The 14,768-nt window shown below is 47.0% G+C and carries 14 protein-coding genes; 12 read left to right on the plus strand and 2 right to left on the minus strand.

The features are described from left to right. Positions 1-168: 168 nt before the first annotated feature. From BGM27_RS06420 to BGM27_RS06440, 5 genes are all read left to right on the plus strand, one after another. Positions 169-810, plus strand: coding sequence for a class I SAM-dependent methyltransferase (locus BGM27_RS06420; protein WP_007408219.1), 642 nt, complete (start codon positions 169-171; stop codon positions 808-810). A gap of 20 nt (positions 811-830) precedes the next feature. Further along, entirely contained in the window at positions 831-1,526 is a 696-nt protein-coding gene (gene mtnN, locus BGM27_RS06425) for a 5'-methylthioadenosine/S-adenosylhomocysteine nucleosidase (protein WP_003152774.1), read from the plus strand. Positions 1,527-1,573: 47 nt separating this feature from the next. After that, positions 1,574-2,497, plus strand: a complete 924-nt coding sequence (locus BGM27_RS06430; RefSeq protein WP_007408220.1) for an O-acetylserine dependent cystathionine beta-synthase — start codon at positions 1,574-1,576, stop codon at positions 2,495-2,497. A gap of 1 nt (position 2,498) precedes the next feature. Continuing rightward, positions 2,499-3,641: a bifunctional cystathionine gamma-lyase/homocysteine desulfhydrase gene (locus BGM27_RS06435; protein WP_007408221.1), complete on the plus strand. Its 1,143-nt coding sequence runs from the start codon at positions 2,499-2,501 to the stop codon at positions 3,639-3,641. Positions 3,642-3,724: 83 nt separating this feature from the next. Next, positions 3,725-3,955 carry a YrhC family protein gene (locus BGM27_RS06440; protein WP_007408222.1) on the plus strand — a complete coding sequence of 77 codons (231 nt, stop codon included), beginning with the start codon at positions 3,725-3,727 and terminating at the stop codon, positions 3,953-3,955. A 39-nt stretch (positions 3,956-3,994) separates the two neighbouring features. On the opposite strand, the gene BGM27_RS06445 is transcribed toward BGM27_RS06440, so the two are convergent. Both BGM27_RS06445 and fdhF read right to left on the minus strand, forming a co-directional pair. Continuing rightward, positions 3,995-4,486, minus strand: coding sequence for a helical membrane plugin domain-containing protein (locus BGM27_RS06445; RefSeq protein WP_003152780.1), 492 nt, complete (start codon positions 4,484-4,486; stop codon positions 3,995-3,997). Positions 4,487-4,503: 17 nt separating this feature from the next. After that, positions 4,504-7,446 carry a formate dehydrogenase subunit alpha gene (gene fdhF, locus BGM27_RS06450; protein ID WP_096335159.1) on the minus strand — a complete coding sequence of 981 codons (2,943 nt, stop codon included), beginning with the start codon at positions 7,444-7,446 and terminating at the stop codon, positions 4,504-4,506. 306 nt (positions 7,447-7,752) lie between these two features. Between fdhF and BGM27_RS06455 the strand changes: the two genes are divergently transcribed. From BGM27_RS06455 to BGM27_RS06485, 7 genes are all read left to right on the plus strand, one after another. Then, on the plus strand, positions 7,753-8,121 hold the full coding sequence (locus BGM27_RS06455; protein WP_007408224.1) for a Na-translocating system protein MpsC family protein: 369 nt from the start codon (positions 7,753-7,755) through the stop codon (positions 8,119-8,121). A 266-nt stretch (positions 8,122-8,387) separates the two neighbouring features. After that, complete coding sequence (locus BGM27_RS06460) at positions 8,388-9,188, plus strand: formate/nitrite transporter family protein (RefSeq protein ID WP_007408225.1); 801 nt, start codon at positions 8,388-8,390, stop codon at positions 9,186-9,188. 389 nt (positions 9,189-9,577) lie between these two features. Further along, the gene (locus tag BGM27_RS06465; RefSeq protein ID WP_003152787.1) at positions 9,578-9,718 is read left to right on the plus strand and encodes a YrzI family small protein; all 141 of its coding nucleotides are present in this window, start codon (positions 9,578-9,580) and stop codon (positions 9,716-9,718) included. A 173-nt stretch (positions 9,719-9,891) separates the two neighbouring features. Next, positions 9,892-10,047 carry a hypothetical protein gene (locus BGM27_RS06470; RefSeq protein ID WP_007408227.1) on the plus strand — a complete coding sequence of 52 codons (156 nt, stop codon included), beginning with the start codon at positions 9,892-9,894 and terminating at the stop codon, positions 10,045-10,047. A gap of 173 nt (positions 10,048-10,220) precedes the next feature. Next, complete coding sequence (locus BGM27_RS06475) at positions 10,221-10,760, plus strand: class I SAM-dependent methyltransferase (protein WP_007408228.1); 540 nt, start codon at positions 10,221-10,223, stop codon at positions 10,758-10,760. A 209-nt stretch (positions 10,761-10,969) separates the two neighbouring features. Beyond that, entirely contained in the window at positions 10,970-11,536 is a 567-nt protein-coding gene (locus tag BGM27_RS06480; RefSeq protein ID WP_003152789.1) for a TetR/AcrR family transcriptional regulator, read from the plus strand. Between the two features lie 27 nt (positions 11,537-11,563). Next, positions 11,564-14,725 carry a bifunctional cytochrome P450/NADPH--P450 reductase gene (locus tag BGM27_RS06485; RefSeq protein ID WP_007408229.1) on the plus strand — a complete coding sequence of 1,054 codons (3,162 nt, stop codon included), beginning with the start codon at positions 11,564-11,566 and terminating at the stop codon, positions 14,723-14,725. Positions 14,726-14,768 lie beyond the last annotated feature (43 nt).

Here is a 14,768-nt window from a genome sequence, read left to right on the forward strand (position 1 = left end):
TGATTTTTCTTCTGAGTCAATGAAAGTATAAGCCTTTCTGCCGTAATTGCGCAATAATCCCAAAGTATTTTAGTACCCTTCCATTCTTTTTTGTGATAGGATAGGAACTGTTCCACGATTAATCCATACTATACTCATAGGAATTATAAATTATGGAGAGTGAAAAATATGGGCCGTGAATTTATTCCTTTATTTGAAGATTGGGCAGCGACTTATGACGCCACAGTGCACGGGGCTGACAAACAATATGCCGCTGTTTTTAAAGGATATGACAGCATTCTTGACAACATTGTCGCACTTTCAGGTTCAAACGTTTTAGAGTTCGGACCGGGAACGGGGAATTTAACGGCGAAATTAGCCGCCGCGAACAAAAAGGTGTTTGGTGTAGAACCGTCTCCGTCAATGAGAAAACTGGCGGCTGACAAGCTTTCTGACAAAGCCGTGTTCAGTGACGGAGATTTTCTGGAGTTTCCCGCTCCGCCTTTTCAAATAGATACCATCGTCAGCTCGTACGCCTTTCATCATTTAACCGATGAAGAAAAGCGAACGGCTGTAAAGCAGTATGGCGCAATCCTTCAGAAGCATGATAAAATAGTGTTTGCCGATACAGTCTTTAAAGATCATGAAGCTTATGATGTAGCCATTAAAAAAGCAATCCGAAACGGCTATCATCAATTAGCGGACGATTTAAAGACGGAACATTATCCGACACTCGGGACAATGAAAAACATCTTTTCAGAAGAGGGATTTGCCGCGCGGTTTACGCAGCAAAATGACTTTGTCTGGATAATGGAGGCGATTAAACGGTAAATCGAAGGGATTGTGTATAAATGAAACTGGCAGTCATCGGAGCAATGGAAGAGGAAGTTACGATTTTAAGAAGCAAACTGAAAGACGCAAAACAAGAGATGATCGCTCACTGTGAGTTTACAACTGGCAGCTATGAAGGCGTCGAAGTCATCTTGCTGAAATCAGGTATCGGGAAAGTCAACGCGGCGATCAGCACGACGCTTCTGCTTGACCGTTTCAAACCTGATTATGTGATTAACACAGGCTCAGCGGGCGGTTTTCATCATACATTGAATGTAGGCGACGTCGTCATCTCAACAGATGTCCGCCATCATGACGTAGATGTGACGGCGTTTGACTATGAATACGGACAGGTGCCGGGTCTTCCGGCAGCATACAAAGCTGATGAAAAGCTGATCAGTATTACTGAGGAAGCGGTTTCTGAACTGAACGGCATTCAAGTCGCCAAAGGCACAATCGCTACGGGAGATTCTTTTATGAATGATCCGAAGCGGGTTGAAGACGTACGCGCCAAATTTGCGGATTTGTACGCGGTTGAAATGGAAGCTGCGGCTGTCGCACAGGTGTGCCACCAGTTCAAAACGCCTTTTGTTGTCATCAGAGCTTTATCTGATATTGCCGGAAAAGAATCTGACGTTTCATTTGATAAATTTTTAGAACAGGCTGCCGTTCATTCAACTGAGCTTGTCCTGAATGTCATCAAACGAATTCACTAAGCGGGGGATTCTCGTTCTCCTCCGCTTTTCCAGGAGGAGGACATATATTGAACGTGATAACAGATATTACAGAACTGATCGGAAATACACCGCTGCTCCGTCTCAAGCATTTTGATCTACCGGAGGGAACAGCGGTTTATGCTAAGCTTGAGATGATGAATCCGGGCGGAAGCATTAAAGACAGGCTGGGCGGGATGCTCATTGAAGATGCGCTTCGCACGGGAAAGGTGAAACCGGGCGGCGTTATCATTGAGGCGACTGCCGGAAACACCGGGATCGGACTCGCTCTGTGCGCCAGAAAGCATCAGCTTCGCGCCGTTTTTTGCGTCCCGGAGCATTTCAGCAGAGAAAAGCAGCAAATTATGAAAGCTCTCGGAGCGGACATCGTGCATACGCCGAGAGAAGAAGGCATGCAGGGAGCCATCCGAAAAGCGCTTGAACTGGAGAGAGAGATTAATAATTCTTATGCCGTTCTGCAATTTAAAAACCGAGTAAATCCATTGACTTACTACAAAACGATCGGACCTGAAATATGGAACGCGCTCGGCGGGGATATCCACGCTTTTGTCGCAGGAGCGGGTTCCGGCGGCACCTTTGCCGGTACGGCAGCTTATTTAAAGGAGAAAAATCCTGCCGTCAAAACGGTGATCGTTGAACCGGAAGGCTCGATCCTGAACGGAGGAGAGCCGCATGCCCATAAAACGGAAGGCATCGGCATGGAGTTTATCCCGGATTATATGGACGAGAACCATTTTGACGCCATTTACACGGTGGAGGACGATACGGCGTTTTCGCTTGTCAGAGAAGCGGCCGAGAAAGAAGGCCTCTTAATCGGAAGCTCTTCAGGGGCGGCTCTTTATGCAGCGCTTGAAGAAGCGAAAAAAGCGCCCGCCGGATCAAATATCGTCACCATTTTCCCTGACGGCAGCGATCGATATATAAGCAAAAACATTTTTCAAGGAGGCCAGTAAGATGAAGAAAAAAACGCTGATGGTGCACGGAGGAATTACGGGAGATGAAAAAACAGGAGCGGTTTCCGTACCGATTTATCAAGTAAGCACGTACCGGCAGCCGAAAGCGGGCGAGCACACGGGTTATGAATATTCAAGAACGGCCAATCCGACGCGGACGGCGCTTGAAAGCTTAATTGCGGAGCTTGAAGGCGGCGCGGCGGGATATGCGTTCGGCTCAGGCATGGCTGCGATTACTGCCGTCATGATGCTGTTTGACAGCGGCGATCATGTTATTTTGACGGATGATGTATACGGCGGCACTTACCGGGTGATGACAGGCGTGCTGAACCGCTTCGGCATTGAAGCGGACTTTGTCGATACGAGCAGTGAAGAAAAAGTCAAAAAGGCCATTCGCCCGAATACGAAAGCCATTTATATCGAAACACCGACAAACCCGCTATTGAAAGTGACTGACCTCAAACTGATGTCTGACATCGCAAAAGAAGCGGGTGTATTGCTTATCGTCGATAATACGTTTTACACGCCGTATTTCCAACAGCCGCTCAGCTTCGGCGCGGACATCGTGCTTCACAGCGCGACAAAATATCTCGGCGGCCACAGCGATGTCGTCGGCGGCTTAGTCGTCACGGCTGATAAAGAACTGGGCGAAAAGCTTCATTATGTGCAAAACTCAACGGGCGGCGTTTTAGGACCGCAGGATTCATGGCTTTTGATGAGAGGCATTAAAACGCTGGGACTCAGAATGGATGCCATCAATCACAGCGCCGGAAAAATCGCCGGGCTGCTTGAAGCACATGATGCCGTTCAGACGCTCTACTATCCCGGATCAGCGAAACACCCGGGCCATGAGCTGACAAAAGCGCAAAGCTCCGGTTTCGGCGGAATGATTTCCTTTGATGTCGGCAGCAGCGAACGCGTCGACGCGTTTTTAGAAAAATTGAACCTGTTTACGATCGCGGAAAGTTTAGGAGCGGTTGAAAGCTTAATCTCCGTGCCGTCCAGAATGACGCACGCATCGATCCCGCGCGACCGCCGGCTTGCGCTTGGCATTACCGACGGGCTCGTGCGGATCTCGGTCGGTATTGAGGATACTGAGGATTTAACGGCGGATGTGAAACAGGCGCTTGATTCACTTTTATAAAGAATGGATAGATTTACATTCTCTGTCGGCTGTCAGCTTGTATTATAATGTTGGTAGACTATAAAACTGGCAGGTGACCTTATATGGAGAAGAAAAGACTGAAATCATTAATAGAAGATTTTAAGCATTACGCATTTATTCTGCTTGCAGTCAGCACCTTCATTTATATCGGCGCGGTTCTTCCCGGACAAGGGCTGACCGCGGGCCAGAAAATGCTGATGTTTGTAACGGATTGTGTATTTTTAGCGGGCGCTTATTTCTGCGTTGACCGTTCACTTATTTATAAAAAGAGGCTGGAAGAGGCCGAAGAATAAAAAAAAGCCATTGTCTTTTGACAATGGCTTTTTCGTTTCTTATTCAGACGGGGTTTCGCGTAATTCTTTTCCCATTCCTTTTAAAAACTGCAGCCCGAAGCCGAGCGCGCGGTTAATATCAGGATCACCGACGGCTTTCATCAGTTCAAACATACTGACTTTCCTGTCCTCTTTTAAAAATCTTTGCGCCTGATCCGTCCCGGCCATGGCGCTTTCTAAAAGTCTGCCCATAAATTCGGGATCAGCTTTTGACAGCGCGCCTCCCGCGGCCATCATCGTATTCAGGAGATTGGTGACAGGTTCCCGGGAAATCTGTCCGAGTGCGATTTTGGCAATCTCCTCTTTTGCCTGGAGCATATAGCCGGCGGCATCAAAAATGCCCAAGCCATTCAGCTCTGCCATGATGGACATCGTTTTCGCGACGGCTTCTTCATTTTCTGCGAGAAGCGTCTTCAGTTCTTCCAGTTTTTCAGCTTTCAGCTGTTCCTCTGTTTTCGTTTCTTTTTGAATTTCAGTAATTGGGCTTGCCATAATGTTTCCTCCTTTCCTTAATCAGTTAAGTGCACATAGCCCGGACGGTTCCATTTTCGCTGAGCTTCCACACCGTTTTGCGGATGACGTTTTTTGTTCCGCGGATTCGTTTTCGGAAGCGGCGGAGTATCACAGGAACCGAGCACTTCCATGCGGACTTTTGTCTGCTTATAGGCAGGTGTATGTGTCCGTGAATCATACGCAGGCCCGGTCAGGAAATTAATCGCAGAATCTTTATCTGTAGAGTTCATCGGCAGATAAAGCTCATTTGCGCGGACGCGGTCTGTCACAAGCGCGTTCAATTTAACCGCCCCAAAAGGAGAGACGAGCCGGATCATTGTCCCGTCGCAAATTCCGCGTTCAGCCGCGAGCTCCGGCGATACTTCAACAAATACATCCGGAACTTTAGACTGAATGCCTTTTGACTTGTTTGTCATGTTTCCTTCGTGGAAATGTTCAAGCATCCGTCCGTTGTTAATATGCAGGTCATATTCTTCAGGGAATACGGCAGGCTCCACCCAATCGCTCAGCGCAAAACGGGCTTTTTTGTCCGGGAAGTTAAAGCCGTCTTCATAAAGAAGCGGAGTGCTTTCTCCCGTAAAGCTTCCCCACAAGAAGCTGTTCCAGCCGCTAAGAACGTCGTAGCTTGCTTTTCCGAACAGCGGAGAAAGGCTCGCCATTTCTGAGAAAATGTCGCTAGGATGCGTGTAATTCCAATCAGCGCCTAAACGATTGGCGACTTCCTGAATAATCCACCAGTCGGGTTTTGCATCGCCGAGTGTCGGAAGCGCCTGATACAATCTTTGCACACGCCGCTCTGTGTTTGTAAATGTTCCGTCTTTTTCAAGAGATGGAACCGCAGGCAGGATGACATCCGCGTATTGCGCCGTTCTTGAAAGGAAAATATCCTGCACAACAAAGAAATCAAGGCTGGATAAAATGTTATGAACATGGTTGGCGTTTGAATCGACGAGCGCCATATCTTCACCGACGAGATACATGGCTTTCATGTTTCCTTCTTCAATCGCATGGAGCATTTCGATATTATCAAGACCCGGCTTGCCGTCAATTTCAACACCGTAAGCTTTTTCGAATTTAGCGCGTGCCGCATCATCGGTAATATGCTGATACCCCGGAAGCCAGCCTGGAAGAGTTCCCATATCGCAAGCGCCTTGAACGTTGTTATGTCCCCGCAGCGGATAGGCTCCGGCGCCCGGACGGCGGTAGTTTCCTGTGGCAAGCAGCAGGTTGGAAATCGCCGCTGATGTATCAGAGCCGCCTGTATTTTGAGTAACGCCCATGCCCCAAAGAACACAAGTGCCGTCTGCATCACGAATCATTTCGGCAATGCGGATGATCGTATCCTGAGAAAGTCCGGTGATGCGCTCCGCATATTCCAATGTGTATTTTTCCAGCGTTTCTTTATAATCATCAAAGTAGTTGACATTTTCATCAATAAACGCTTGATCGTGCCAGCCTTGGTCAATCATATATTTCGTTACTGCCATGAGCCAGACCTGGTCAGTCCCTTGTTTCGGGCTGATAAAGAGGTCGGACCGTTCAGCCATTTCATTTCTGCGCAGATCGGCAACAATCAGTTTTTGGCCGTGCAGTTTATGGGCGCGTTTCACGCGTGTGGCCAGAACCGGATGTCCTTCCGCCGGATTGGCGCCGACGATGAGCACGAGGCCCGCTTTTGCGATATCTTTAATTGTGCCGGCGTCTCCGCCCATACCGACGGTGCGGAATAAGCCGTCCGTTGCCGGTGACTGGCAGTAGCGTGAGCAGTTATCCACGTTGTTGGTTTCAAATACTTGACGTGCCAATTTTTGAATGACGTAGTTGTCTTCATTCGTAATTTTAGAAGAAGAAATAAAACCGACAGAACCATTTCCGTGTTCGGCCTTGATCGAACCGAGTCTTGAAGCGACAAGATCAAGAGCTTCTTCCCATGACGCTTCAACAAATGCGCCGTTTTTCCGGATAAGCGGTTTTGTAATCCGTTCTTCCGAATTCACGAAGTCCCAGCCGAATTTCCCTTTCACACATGTGGAAATCGCGTTAACCGGAGCATCGGAAACAGGCTGAATTTTAAGGATGTCACGGCCTTTTGTCCATACTTCAAAAGAGCATCCGACGCCGCAGAACGTGCAGACTGTTTTTGTTTTTTTCGTCCGTTTATCGCGCATAGCCGCTTCCACTTCAGACACGGCGAAGATGCTTGTATAGTCGGGTTCAACATTTTTCACTAAATCAATCATCGGTTCCATGACATCTTCTTTTATTCCTGTCATAAATCCGGCTTGGCCGATCATTGATTTTTCCATCAGTGCGTTACAAGGACAGACAGTGACACACTGGCCGCAGCTGACGCAGGAAGATTCATTAATGGCGACGCCTTCATCCCAAATGACCCGCGGGCGGTCGCGCTCCCAATCAATTGAAAGGGTCTCATTCACCTGAAGGTTTTGACACACTTCCACACATTGGCCGCAGGCGATGCATTGGTTCGGATCATAGCGGTAAAACGGGTGAGACATATCAACCGCGCACTTTGAATCATCTTTCGGTGTATACGGATATTTCTGATGCTCAATTCCCATCATTTCCGCTGTATTATGGAGTGTGCAATTGCCGTTGTTGTTATCGCATACCGTACAGTAAAGCAGGTGATTCTCGAGCAGGCGGTCCATGGCCTCTGTCTGAGCCTCTTTTACCCTTCCCGACGTAAGCGAGATGGACATCCCGTTTTCTGCAGCCGTGGAACAAGAGCGCTGCAATTTCCCGTTTACTTCAACAATACAGGTGTCACATGTTTGAATCGGATCCACTTCCGGTACATGGCAAATTTGCGGAATCTCAATTCCGTTTTGGTTTAAAATATCTAAAATCTTAGACCCCTCTGGTGCTACATACTCCGTGCCGTCAATTTTGACACGGATAGACTGAACGTCTGTCACTTCCAATTCCCCTCCATCTTTTAAACTCGAAAAAAAGCCATGCACATAGATACCGGCCTCCTGTCCGGAGAACGGTAAAAATACGCATGGCGGAATAGTTCACTAGCAAGTCTTACTAACAGACCAATCCTATTTGTATAAAACGATAGACTCATAACACGTTTCCTATTACAAATCCATCTTCACTGCTTTTATTATAAGGTGATATTTATTATAATACAATACGAAAGGAAAACTTTAACCAGGTGAAATGTCACAAAGGGGAACCGGGAATGTCTTTCATAGGCTAAAATCGGAGGGGACAATATGTCTAAAAAAATTCATGAATTTAACGATATTATCCGGAAATTGCGCAAAGAATTATTTGGAAAGGGGCCTGAACGAATTCACACCGTTTTTGTGGATAACATGGCGGTATCTACACTTTACGGCAATCTAAGCGCAAGTGAGCAGTTTATCGCACGCACGCCTGAAGGAAGAGAAATGGTTCATGCGGCGCGAACCAGCTTAATTCAGGAGCTGTATTCAAAACAAACGCCTGACGGAATGGAAGAGCTCATCGGAGCAAAGCTGGTGCATCTGTTTTCAGATATAAAAATAGAGGAAAATATTGCTGTATCGGTGTTTGTCTTTGACCGCTCAATTGAAGAGCATAAAGAAGAAATCAAAAGCTGACAATATTCAATTGACACGAAATTGTCACATTTGATATGATATGAACTGCCAGCAGTGGCCTAAGGACGATTTTTTATGGAATGTGTGCATGATCTGTACATATTCTATACCGCATATTTTCATTCTGCTTGATATTGTTGTATGGGTATGCATACAAGTTAGGCAGCATTCAAACCCCGTTTTTTCAGACGGGTTAGTTGAATGCTGCCTTTTTTGTTAGGCGTCTTTGGAAACTGCGGGCTGAAATGATAAATGGAGGGGTTATTATGGCTTTTCGTAAACCGGACGAAATAGCGGAGCTTGCGGTCGAATCAGGGGTAAAAAAGGTGCATTCACCGCTTTCAGCACTGATTGTATTAGGATTTTTGGGAGGAGCGTTTATCGCACTCGGTTATTTGCTTGATATCCGTGTCATCGGCGACCTTCCGAAAGAATGGGGAAGCCTGTCGAGTTTAATCGGGGCGTCCGTGTTTCCCATCGGATTGGTGCTCGTTGTTCTTGCCGGCGCGGAGCTGATTACGGGAAATATGATGTCGGTATCCATGGCGCTGTTTTCCAGAAGAATATCCGCCGGTGCATTAGTGAAAAATTGGGTGATCGTGACGTTGATGAATCTTGTCGGCGCACTGTTTGTCGCTTACTTTTTCGGACATGTTGTCGGATTAACCGAAACAGGACCTTACTTGGAAAAAACGATTGCGGTCGCACAAGGCAAATTGGATATGCCGTTTGGAAAAGTCATTGTTTCGGCGATCGGCTGTAACTGGCTTGTCTGTTTGGCTGTCTGGCTTTCTTTCGGCGCAGAAGACGGAGCCGGAAAAATCGCGGGTATATGGTTTCCGATTATGGCGTTTGTCGCAATTGGTTTTCAGCACGTTGTAGCCAATATGTTTATCATCCCGGCTGCGATATTTGCAGGTTCTTTTTCGTGGGGTGATCTGATTGGCAATCTCATTCCGGCCTTTATCGGGAATGTCATCGGCGGGGCAGTGTTTGTCGGTCTTATTTATTTTATTGCATATTCAAAAAAAGATCAGAAAAAGCAAGGGATGAAAAGAGTTTCCTGAGGTAAGAAAGATGCCGGAAAACACGGACAATTGAAGCAGAATGCCAGCACATTTTCCGTCCAAATCTTGAAAAAAATGTTTACAAAATGGAAGCTGATGGATATACTTACAAAGTAAGAAAAAAGCAAAGGGAGGTTGAATCACATGACGACGTTAAACGGCAATCAAAATCTACAATTGAACCGATTCAGCCTGTGGAAGAGTTCGTGTCCTTCCTTAACCTCTGCCCGTCAAGCACGTTAATTTCGGAGTATCAGGACATTCGCAGCTCCCCGCAGGGAAAGAAGCACAGTCTTCTTTTGTCTGCGGATTTAGTCTGCCCGCAGCGCATATGAACTTTGCTGCGGGTTATTTTCGCTTGTGCGGATATTGAAAGGGGGTGAGCGATAATGACCATTAATCTTTTCTTTTTAACACTGACCATTTCAAAGCGTTTTAAAAGTGCGGAAGAGTATGAACGAGAACAGCAGGTCGAAGAGTTTTATAATGAAGCGAAAGAACGCCAGCTGAAACACTTTTATATGAACTGAACGGACACGAAGGGCCAAAACGGAGGAGAAGGAGGAGATTATCATGTTCAGAATTGAACTGCTGAATCATTACACAATGGAGAAGGACCAGGTTTAGCGAGGATGTTGCTGTCACGTCGCAGACGGCCTGCATACCATGGTAAAGAAAGAAAAATTGGTAAGCGGGTGATAGCATGCAAGGCGGTCAGAACAGAATTCCATCCATCGGGCACGGGTATGCGTCAATGCCCCATTCATTTAAACACGGCTACGGCAACCCGTATCGCCGGCAGAGAATGGCGGCGCTTTCCCGGCAGACAAGATATATAGCACCGTATTATTGGTACTAGAGCAGGCGGAAAACCTACGTTTTCCGTCTTTTTTTTTATGAAAACAAATATAAATTTCAAATAAATCGAAACGTTCATGAAGAGAAGTGCGTCTAGTTAGTACCTCATACTAATATGAGGTAATATTATTTCTGAATAATAAATCACAGGAATGGAAAAGCGGGTGTTATACAATGTTGCAACACACATCTTCAGCATTAAAACGAATGCGCGCGAAATACTTTGCTGCATCAGAACCGGCAGAGTCAGTCATTCAGCAAATCTTGATGGACATACAGGAATACGACCGCATTTTGGAAATCGGGACCGGAAACGGCTCAATGTTTAAACAAATCATCGGACAGCTTGAAAAGGGCAGTCTTAAAAGCATAGAAACATCGAAACGTAAAATACGGAAAACACAGCGCGCAAACCGTTCGGTTATAAAAGCCGGGCTCGGAAACATTCAGCAGGGGAGGCCGGAAAGCATACCGTTCCGCGACCGCAGTTTTCATAAAGTCTTCTCGTTACATACTGCTGAAACAGTCAGCGATTACCGGACGGCATGTAAAGAAGTGTACCGCGTTCTTCAAATTGACGGGTGTTTCTATATGGTTTTGAAACCTTCGCGGATGAGTGAAAAGGATGTGATTGAGGTGCTCTATGATCAGCATTTCAGAGACATTTCAGTTGTCAGCAGAGATTCATTCCATTTTATTACTGCCATTAAATAGAATATTTCTTGGGAAATAAAAAGAGCTGCTTAAGTCACTGCAGCTCTTTTTGTGAAATTGGGCATATTTCCTTATTTTTGGTTATTTCACATATATTTTATATTAAAAAAAGTTTTTTTCTTATACAATGGTAATCAGATGACCGTACATTTTAAATATTTTGAACAAACGGAATGAATATTCATTCCGCATTTAGAAAGGGGGATGAAATGACAGCTTCAAATAAGGTTGAACTCATTATGAAAGCGTCGCTTACTTTGTTTACAGATAGAGGATTTGACGCCACGACGATTCCGATGATTGCCGCTCAGGCCGATGTCGGAACCGGCACAATTTACCGTTACTTTGACAGTAAAGAGACACTTGTGAACGTACTGTATCAGGAAAGTGCGCAGCGTTTTATGAAAAAAGTCAAAACGGACTTTCAGGGGATATCTGTAAGAGAAGGGTTTCATCACCTGTTTTATTGTCTGATTGATTTTACGAAGGAAAGTGAGTATGCATTGTTTTTTCTTGAAACGAATAAGGACGCCTACTTTCTGAATGAAACGAGCCGTAAGCTTCTTGATGAAATAACACAGATGCTTGACGTCTTTTTTCAGCGCGGCAAGTCTGAAGGCGTGCTCCGCAATCTGCCGTCCAATGTGCTGATGGCGCTGCTGCTCGGGGCATATCTCAAACTCTATCAGCTTATCCGGACGGGAAGCGTCGAAATAACAAAACCGTTTCTGAAAGAACTGGAACAATGTTCTTGGGATGCCATCAGAACTCATTAACTATTCGCCGAAGGAAGGAAGATCGATATGAAACAGCTAAGCGCTATACCGCAGCCGAAAACATACGGGCCTCTGAAAAATCTCCCTCACTTGGAAAAAGAAAAACTGTCACAATCGCTTTGGAAAATTGCCGAAGAATACGGCCCGATCTTTCGTTTTGAATTTCCGAGCTCTGTCGGGGTCTTCGTATCAGGCCGCGAGCTCGCGGCAGAAGTCTGCGATGAAAAGCGATTTGACAAAAATCTCAGCAAAGCTTTGCTGAAGGTCCGTGAGTTTGGCGGTGACGGACTATTTACGAGCTGGACTCACGAAAAGAATTGGCAGAAAGCGCATCGGATTTTATTGCCGAGCTTCAGCCAGAAGGCGATGAAAGGCTATCATTCAATGATGCTGGATATTGCCATGCAGCTCGTGCAGAAGTGGAGCAGATTAAATCCGAATGAAGAAATTGATGTTGCCGAAGATATGACGCGCCTGACGCTGGATACAATCGGCCTGTGCGGATTTCATTACCGCTTTAACAGCTTTTACCGCGACACACAGCATCCTTTTATCACAAGTATGCTTCGTGCGCTGCAGGAGGCAATGCGCCAATCACAAAGACACAGCCTGCAGGACAAGCTGATGATCAAAACGAGACATCAGTTCCAGCAGGATATTGAAGAGATGAATTCGCTTGTAGACCGGATCATCGCTGAACGGAGGGAAAATCCGGATGAGAATCTGTCTGACCTTTTAGCATTGATGCTTGAAGCGAAAGACCCCGTAACGGGGGAAAGGCTGGATGATGAAAATATCCGTTATCAAATCATTACCTTTTTGATCGCTGGGCATGAAACCACAAGCGGGCTGCTTTCTTTTGCGATATACTGCCTGCTGAAAAATAAAGATAAATTGAAAAAAGCCGTTCAGGAAGCCGAGCGGGTGCTGACGGGAGAGACCCCTGAATATAAGCAGATTCAGCAGCTGACATATATCCGCATGGTGCTAAACGAGACTTTGCGGCTGTATCCGACTGCCCCGGCATTTTCTCTGTACGCGAAAGAAGATACGGTTCTCGGCGGGAAATATCCGATTGCGAAGGGACAGCCGGTGACGATTCTGACTCCGCAGCTGCACCGGGATAAAAGCGCATGGGGAGAAGATGCCGAGTCATTCCGTCCGGAAAGGTTCAGTGATCCCGCGGCAATCCCGGCAGATGCGTATAAGCCGTTCGGAAACGGACAGCGCGCATGCATCGGGATGCAGTTTGCCCTGCAGGAAGCGACAATGGTGCTCGGCCTTGTCCTGAAACATTTTGAACTGATTGATCATACTGATTATGAGCTTACGATTAAAGAAGCTCTAACCATTAAGCCCGGTGATTTTAAAATCCGTGTGAAAAACAAGGACGTGTCCAATCATCAGCCCGTACAAAACCATAAAGCTGAAGGCAGCGGTCACAAAGAAGAAACGAAAGAAATCCCGTCCCACGGAACGCCGCTTCTCATTCTTTACGGTTCAAATTTGGGAACTGCGGAAGGAATCGCGGAAGAGCTGGCTGATATCGGAAGAAGCAAAGGATTTTCAACTGAAACCGGCCCGCTCGATGATTATGCCGGGAAACTGCCTGTAAAAGGCGCGGTCGTTATTGTTACGGCTTCTTATAACGGGGCGCCGCCTGATAATGCAGCGGGTTTTGTGAAATGGATGGAAACCCTTGAAGATCAGGAATTAAAGGGTGTTTCTTACGCCGTCTTCGGCTGCGGAGACCGCAACTGGGCCGCCACTTACCAAAGGATCCCCCGCCTGATAGACAAAGTGCTTGAAGAAAAAGGGGCAAAACGGCTGACCTCTATCGGGGAGGGCGACAATGCCGATGATTTTGAGTACAGTCAGGAAGCCTGGGAAGACTCATTCTGGAAGGACATCATGAAGGCTTTTCATATAGAGGCCGCTCCAAAACAGACAAACAAATCACAGTTATCAATCGAATACGTAAGTGAAGCAGCCGAGACGCCGATTGCCAAAACGTACAAAGCATTTGAGGCGGAGGTCATCACGAACAAAGAGCTTCATACCGAAAGCAGCAAGCGCTCAGTCCGGCATATTGAGCTGCGTCTCCCCGAAACAGAAACGTATCAGGAAGGAGATCATCTCGGGGTGCTTCCGCAAAACAGCGGGGAACTGATCAGCCGTGTCATTCGCCGATTCGGTCTTGATCCGAACCAGCACTTTAAGATCAAGGGCCGGCAGCTGCCTCATCTGCCGATGGACCGGCCGGTTAATGCGCCGGAGCTTTTGGCGTCCTATGTAGAGCTGCAGGAGCCGGCAACGAGAGCCCAGCTTCGCGAACTTGCCGCACATACCGTGTGCCCGCCGCACCAAAAAGAATTGGAGCATCTTTATTCTGATGATGCGGCATATAAAGAAAACGTGCTGAAAAAACGAATGACCATGCTGGACCTGCTGGAAGATTATCCTGCATGTGAACTGCCGTTTGAGCGCTTTTTAGAACTTCTGCCGTCCTTAAAGGCGCGCTATTATTCAATCTCAAGCTCACCGAAGGCAACCAGCGGGGAGCTCAGTATCACGGTCGGCGTTGTGACGGCTCCGGCATGGAGCGGCCGTGGGGAATACCGGGGCGTGGCTTCGAACTATTTAGCCGGATTACAAAAAGGCGATTCTGCCGTCTGTTTCATCCGCTCGCCGCAGTCGGGTTTCGCATTGCCTGAAAATCCGAAAACGCCTCTCATTATGGTCGGAGCAGGCACAGGAATTGCGCCGTTCAGGGGATTTATCCAGGCGCGGGCTGCCGAAAAAATGTCCGGTAACAGCCTGGGTGAAGCTCATTTATACTTCGGCTGCCGGCATCCTGAAGAAGACGATCTGTACAAAGATGAATTCGACCATGCGGAGAAAAACGGCCTTGTCACCGTGCATCGGGCGTATTCCAGGTTAGATCAGGACTGTAAAGTATATGTACAGGATGTTCTGCTTCGCGAGGCTGCACAAATTATTGCCCTTCTTGACCAAGGCGGCCATCTCTATATATGCGGCGACGGAAGCAAAATGGCTCCGGCTGTCGAAAATGTACTGCTTCAGGCGTATGAAAAGGTGCATAACACCGATTCAAAAGTTTCCTTGGAGTGGCTTGAACAGCTGCAGGCGGAAGGAAGATATGCGAAAGATGTTTGGGCAGGTATGTAACAGAAGAGTGAGACAACTGAAGAATGTTTTTTAATTGAAGAAA

This window comes from Bacillus sp. FJAT-27001, assembly GCF_019039175.1.
GTDB lineage: Bacteria > Bacillota > Bacilli > Bacillales > Bacillaceae > Bacillus > Bacillus velezensis.

What these genes read in the sequence shown, in the direction of transcription:
- BGM27_RS06420 (WP_007408219.1), top strand. Translation starts at nt 169, where the DNA reads ATGGGCCGTGAATTTATTCCTTTATTTGAAGATTGGGCAGCGACTTAT.
- mtnN (WP_003152774.1), top strand. Translation starts at nt 831, where the DNA reads ATGAAACTGGCAGTCATCGGAGCAATGGAAGAGGAAGTTACGATTTTA.
- BGM27_RS06435 (WP_007408221.1), top strand. Translation starts at nt 2,499, where the DNA reads ATGAAGAAAAAAACGCTGATGGTGCACGGAGGAATTACGGGAGATGAA.
- BGM27_RS06440 (WP_007408222.1), top strand. Translation starts at nt 3,725, where the DNA reads ATGGAGAAGAAAAGACTGAAATCATTAATAGAAGATTTTAAGCATTAC.
- BGM27_RS06445 (WP_003152780.1), bottom strand. Translation starts at nt 4,486, where the DNA reads ATGGCAAGCCCAATTACTGAAATTCAAAAAGAAACGAAAACAGAGGAA.
- BGM27_RS06455 (WP_007408224.1), top strand. Translation starts at nt 7,753, where the DNA reads ATGTCTAAAAAAATTCATGAATTTAACGATATTATCCGGAAATTGCGC.
- BGM27_RS06460 (WP_007408225.1), top strand. Translation starts at nt 8,388, where the DNA reads ATGGCTTTTCGTAAACCGGACGAAATAGCGGAGCTTGCGGTCGAATCA.
- BGM27_RS06465 (WP_003152787.1), top strand. Translation starts at nt 9,578, where the DNA reads ATGACCATTAATCTTTTCTTTTTAACACTGACCATTTCAAAGCGTTTT.
- BGM27_RS06470 (WP_007408227.1), top strand. Translation starts at nt 9,892, where the DNA reads ATGCAAGGCGGTCAGAACAGAATTCCATCCATCGGGCACGGGTATGCG.
- BGM27_RS06475 (WP_007408228.1), top strand. Translation starts at nt 10,221, where the DNA reads ATGTTGCAACACACATCTTCAGCATTAAAACGAATGCGCGCGAAATAC.
- BGM27_RS06480 (WP_003152789.1), top strand. Translation starts at nt 10,970, where the DNA reads ATGACAGCTTCAAATAAGGTTGAACTCATTATGAAAGCGTCGCTTACT.
- BGM27_RS06485 (WP_007408229.1), top strand. Translation starts at nt 11,564, where the DNA reads ATGAAACAGCTAAGCGCTATACCGCAGCCGAAAACATACGGGCCTCTG.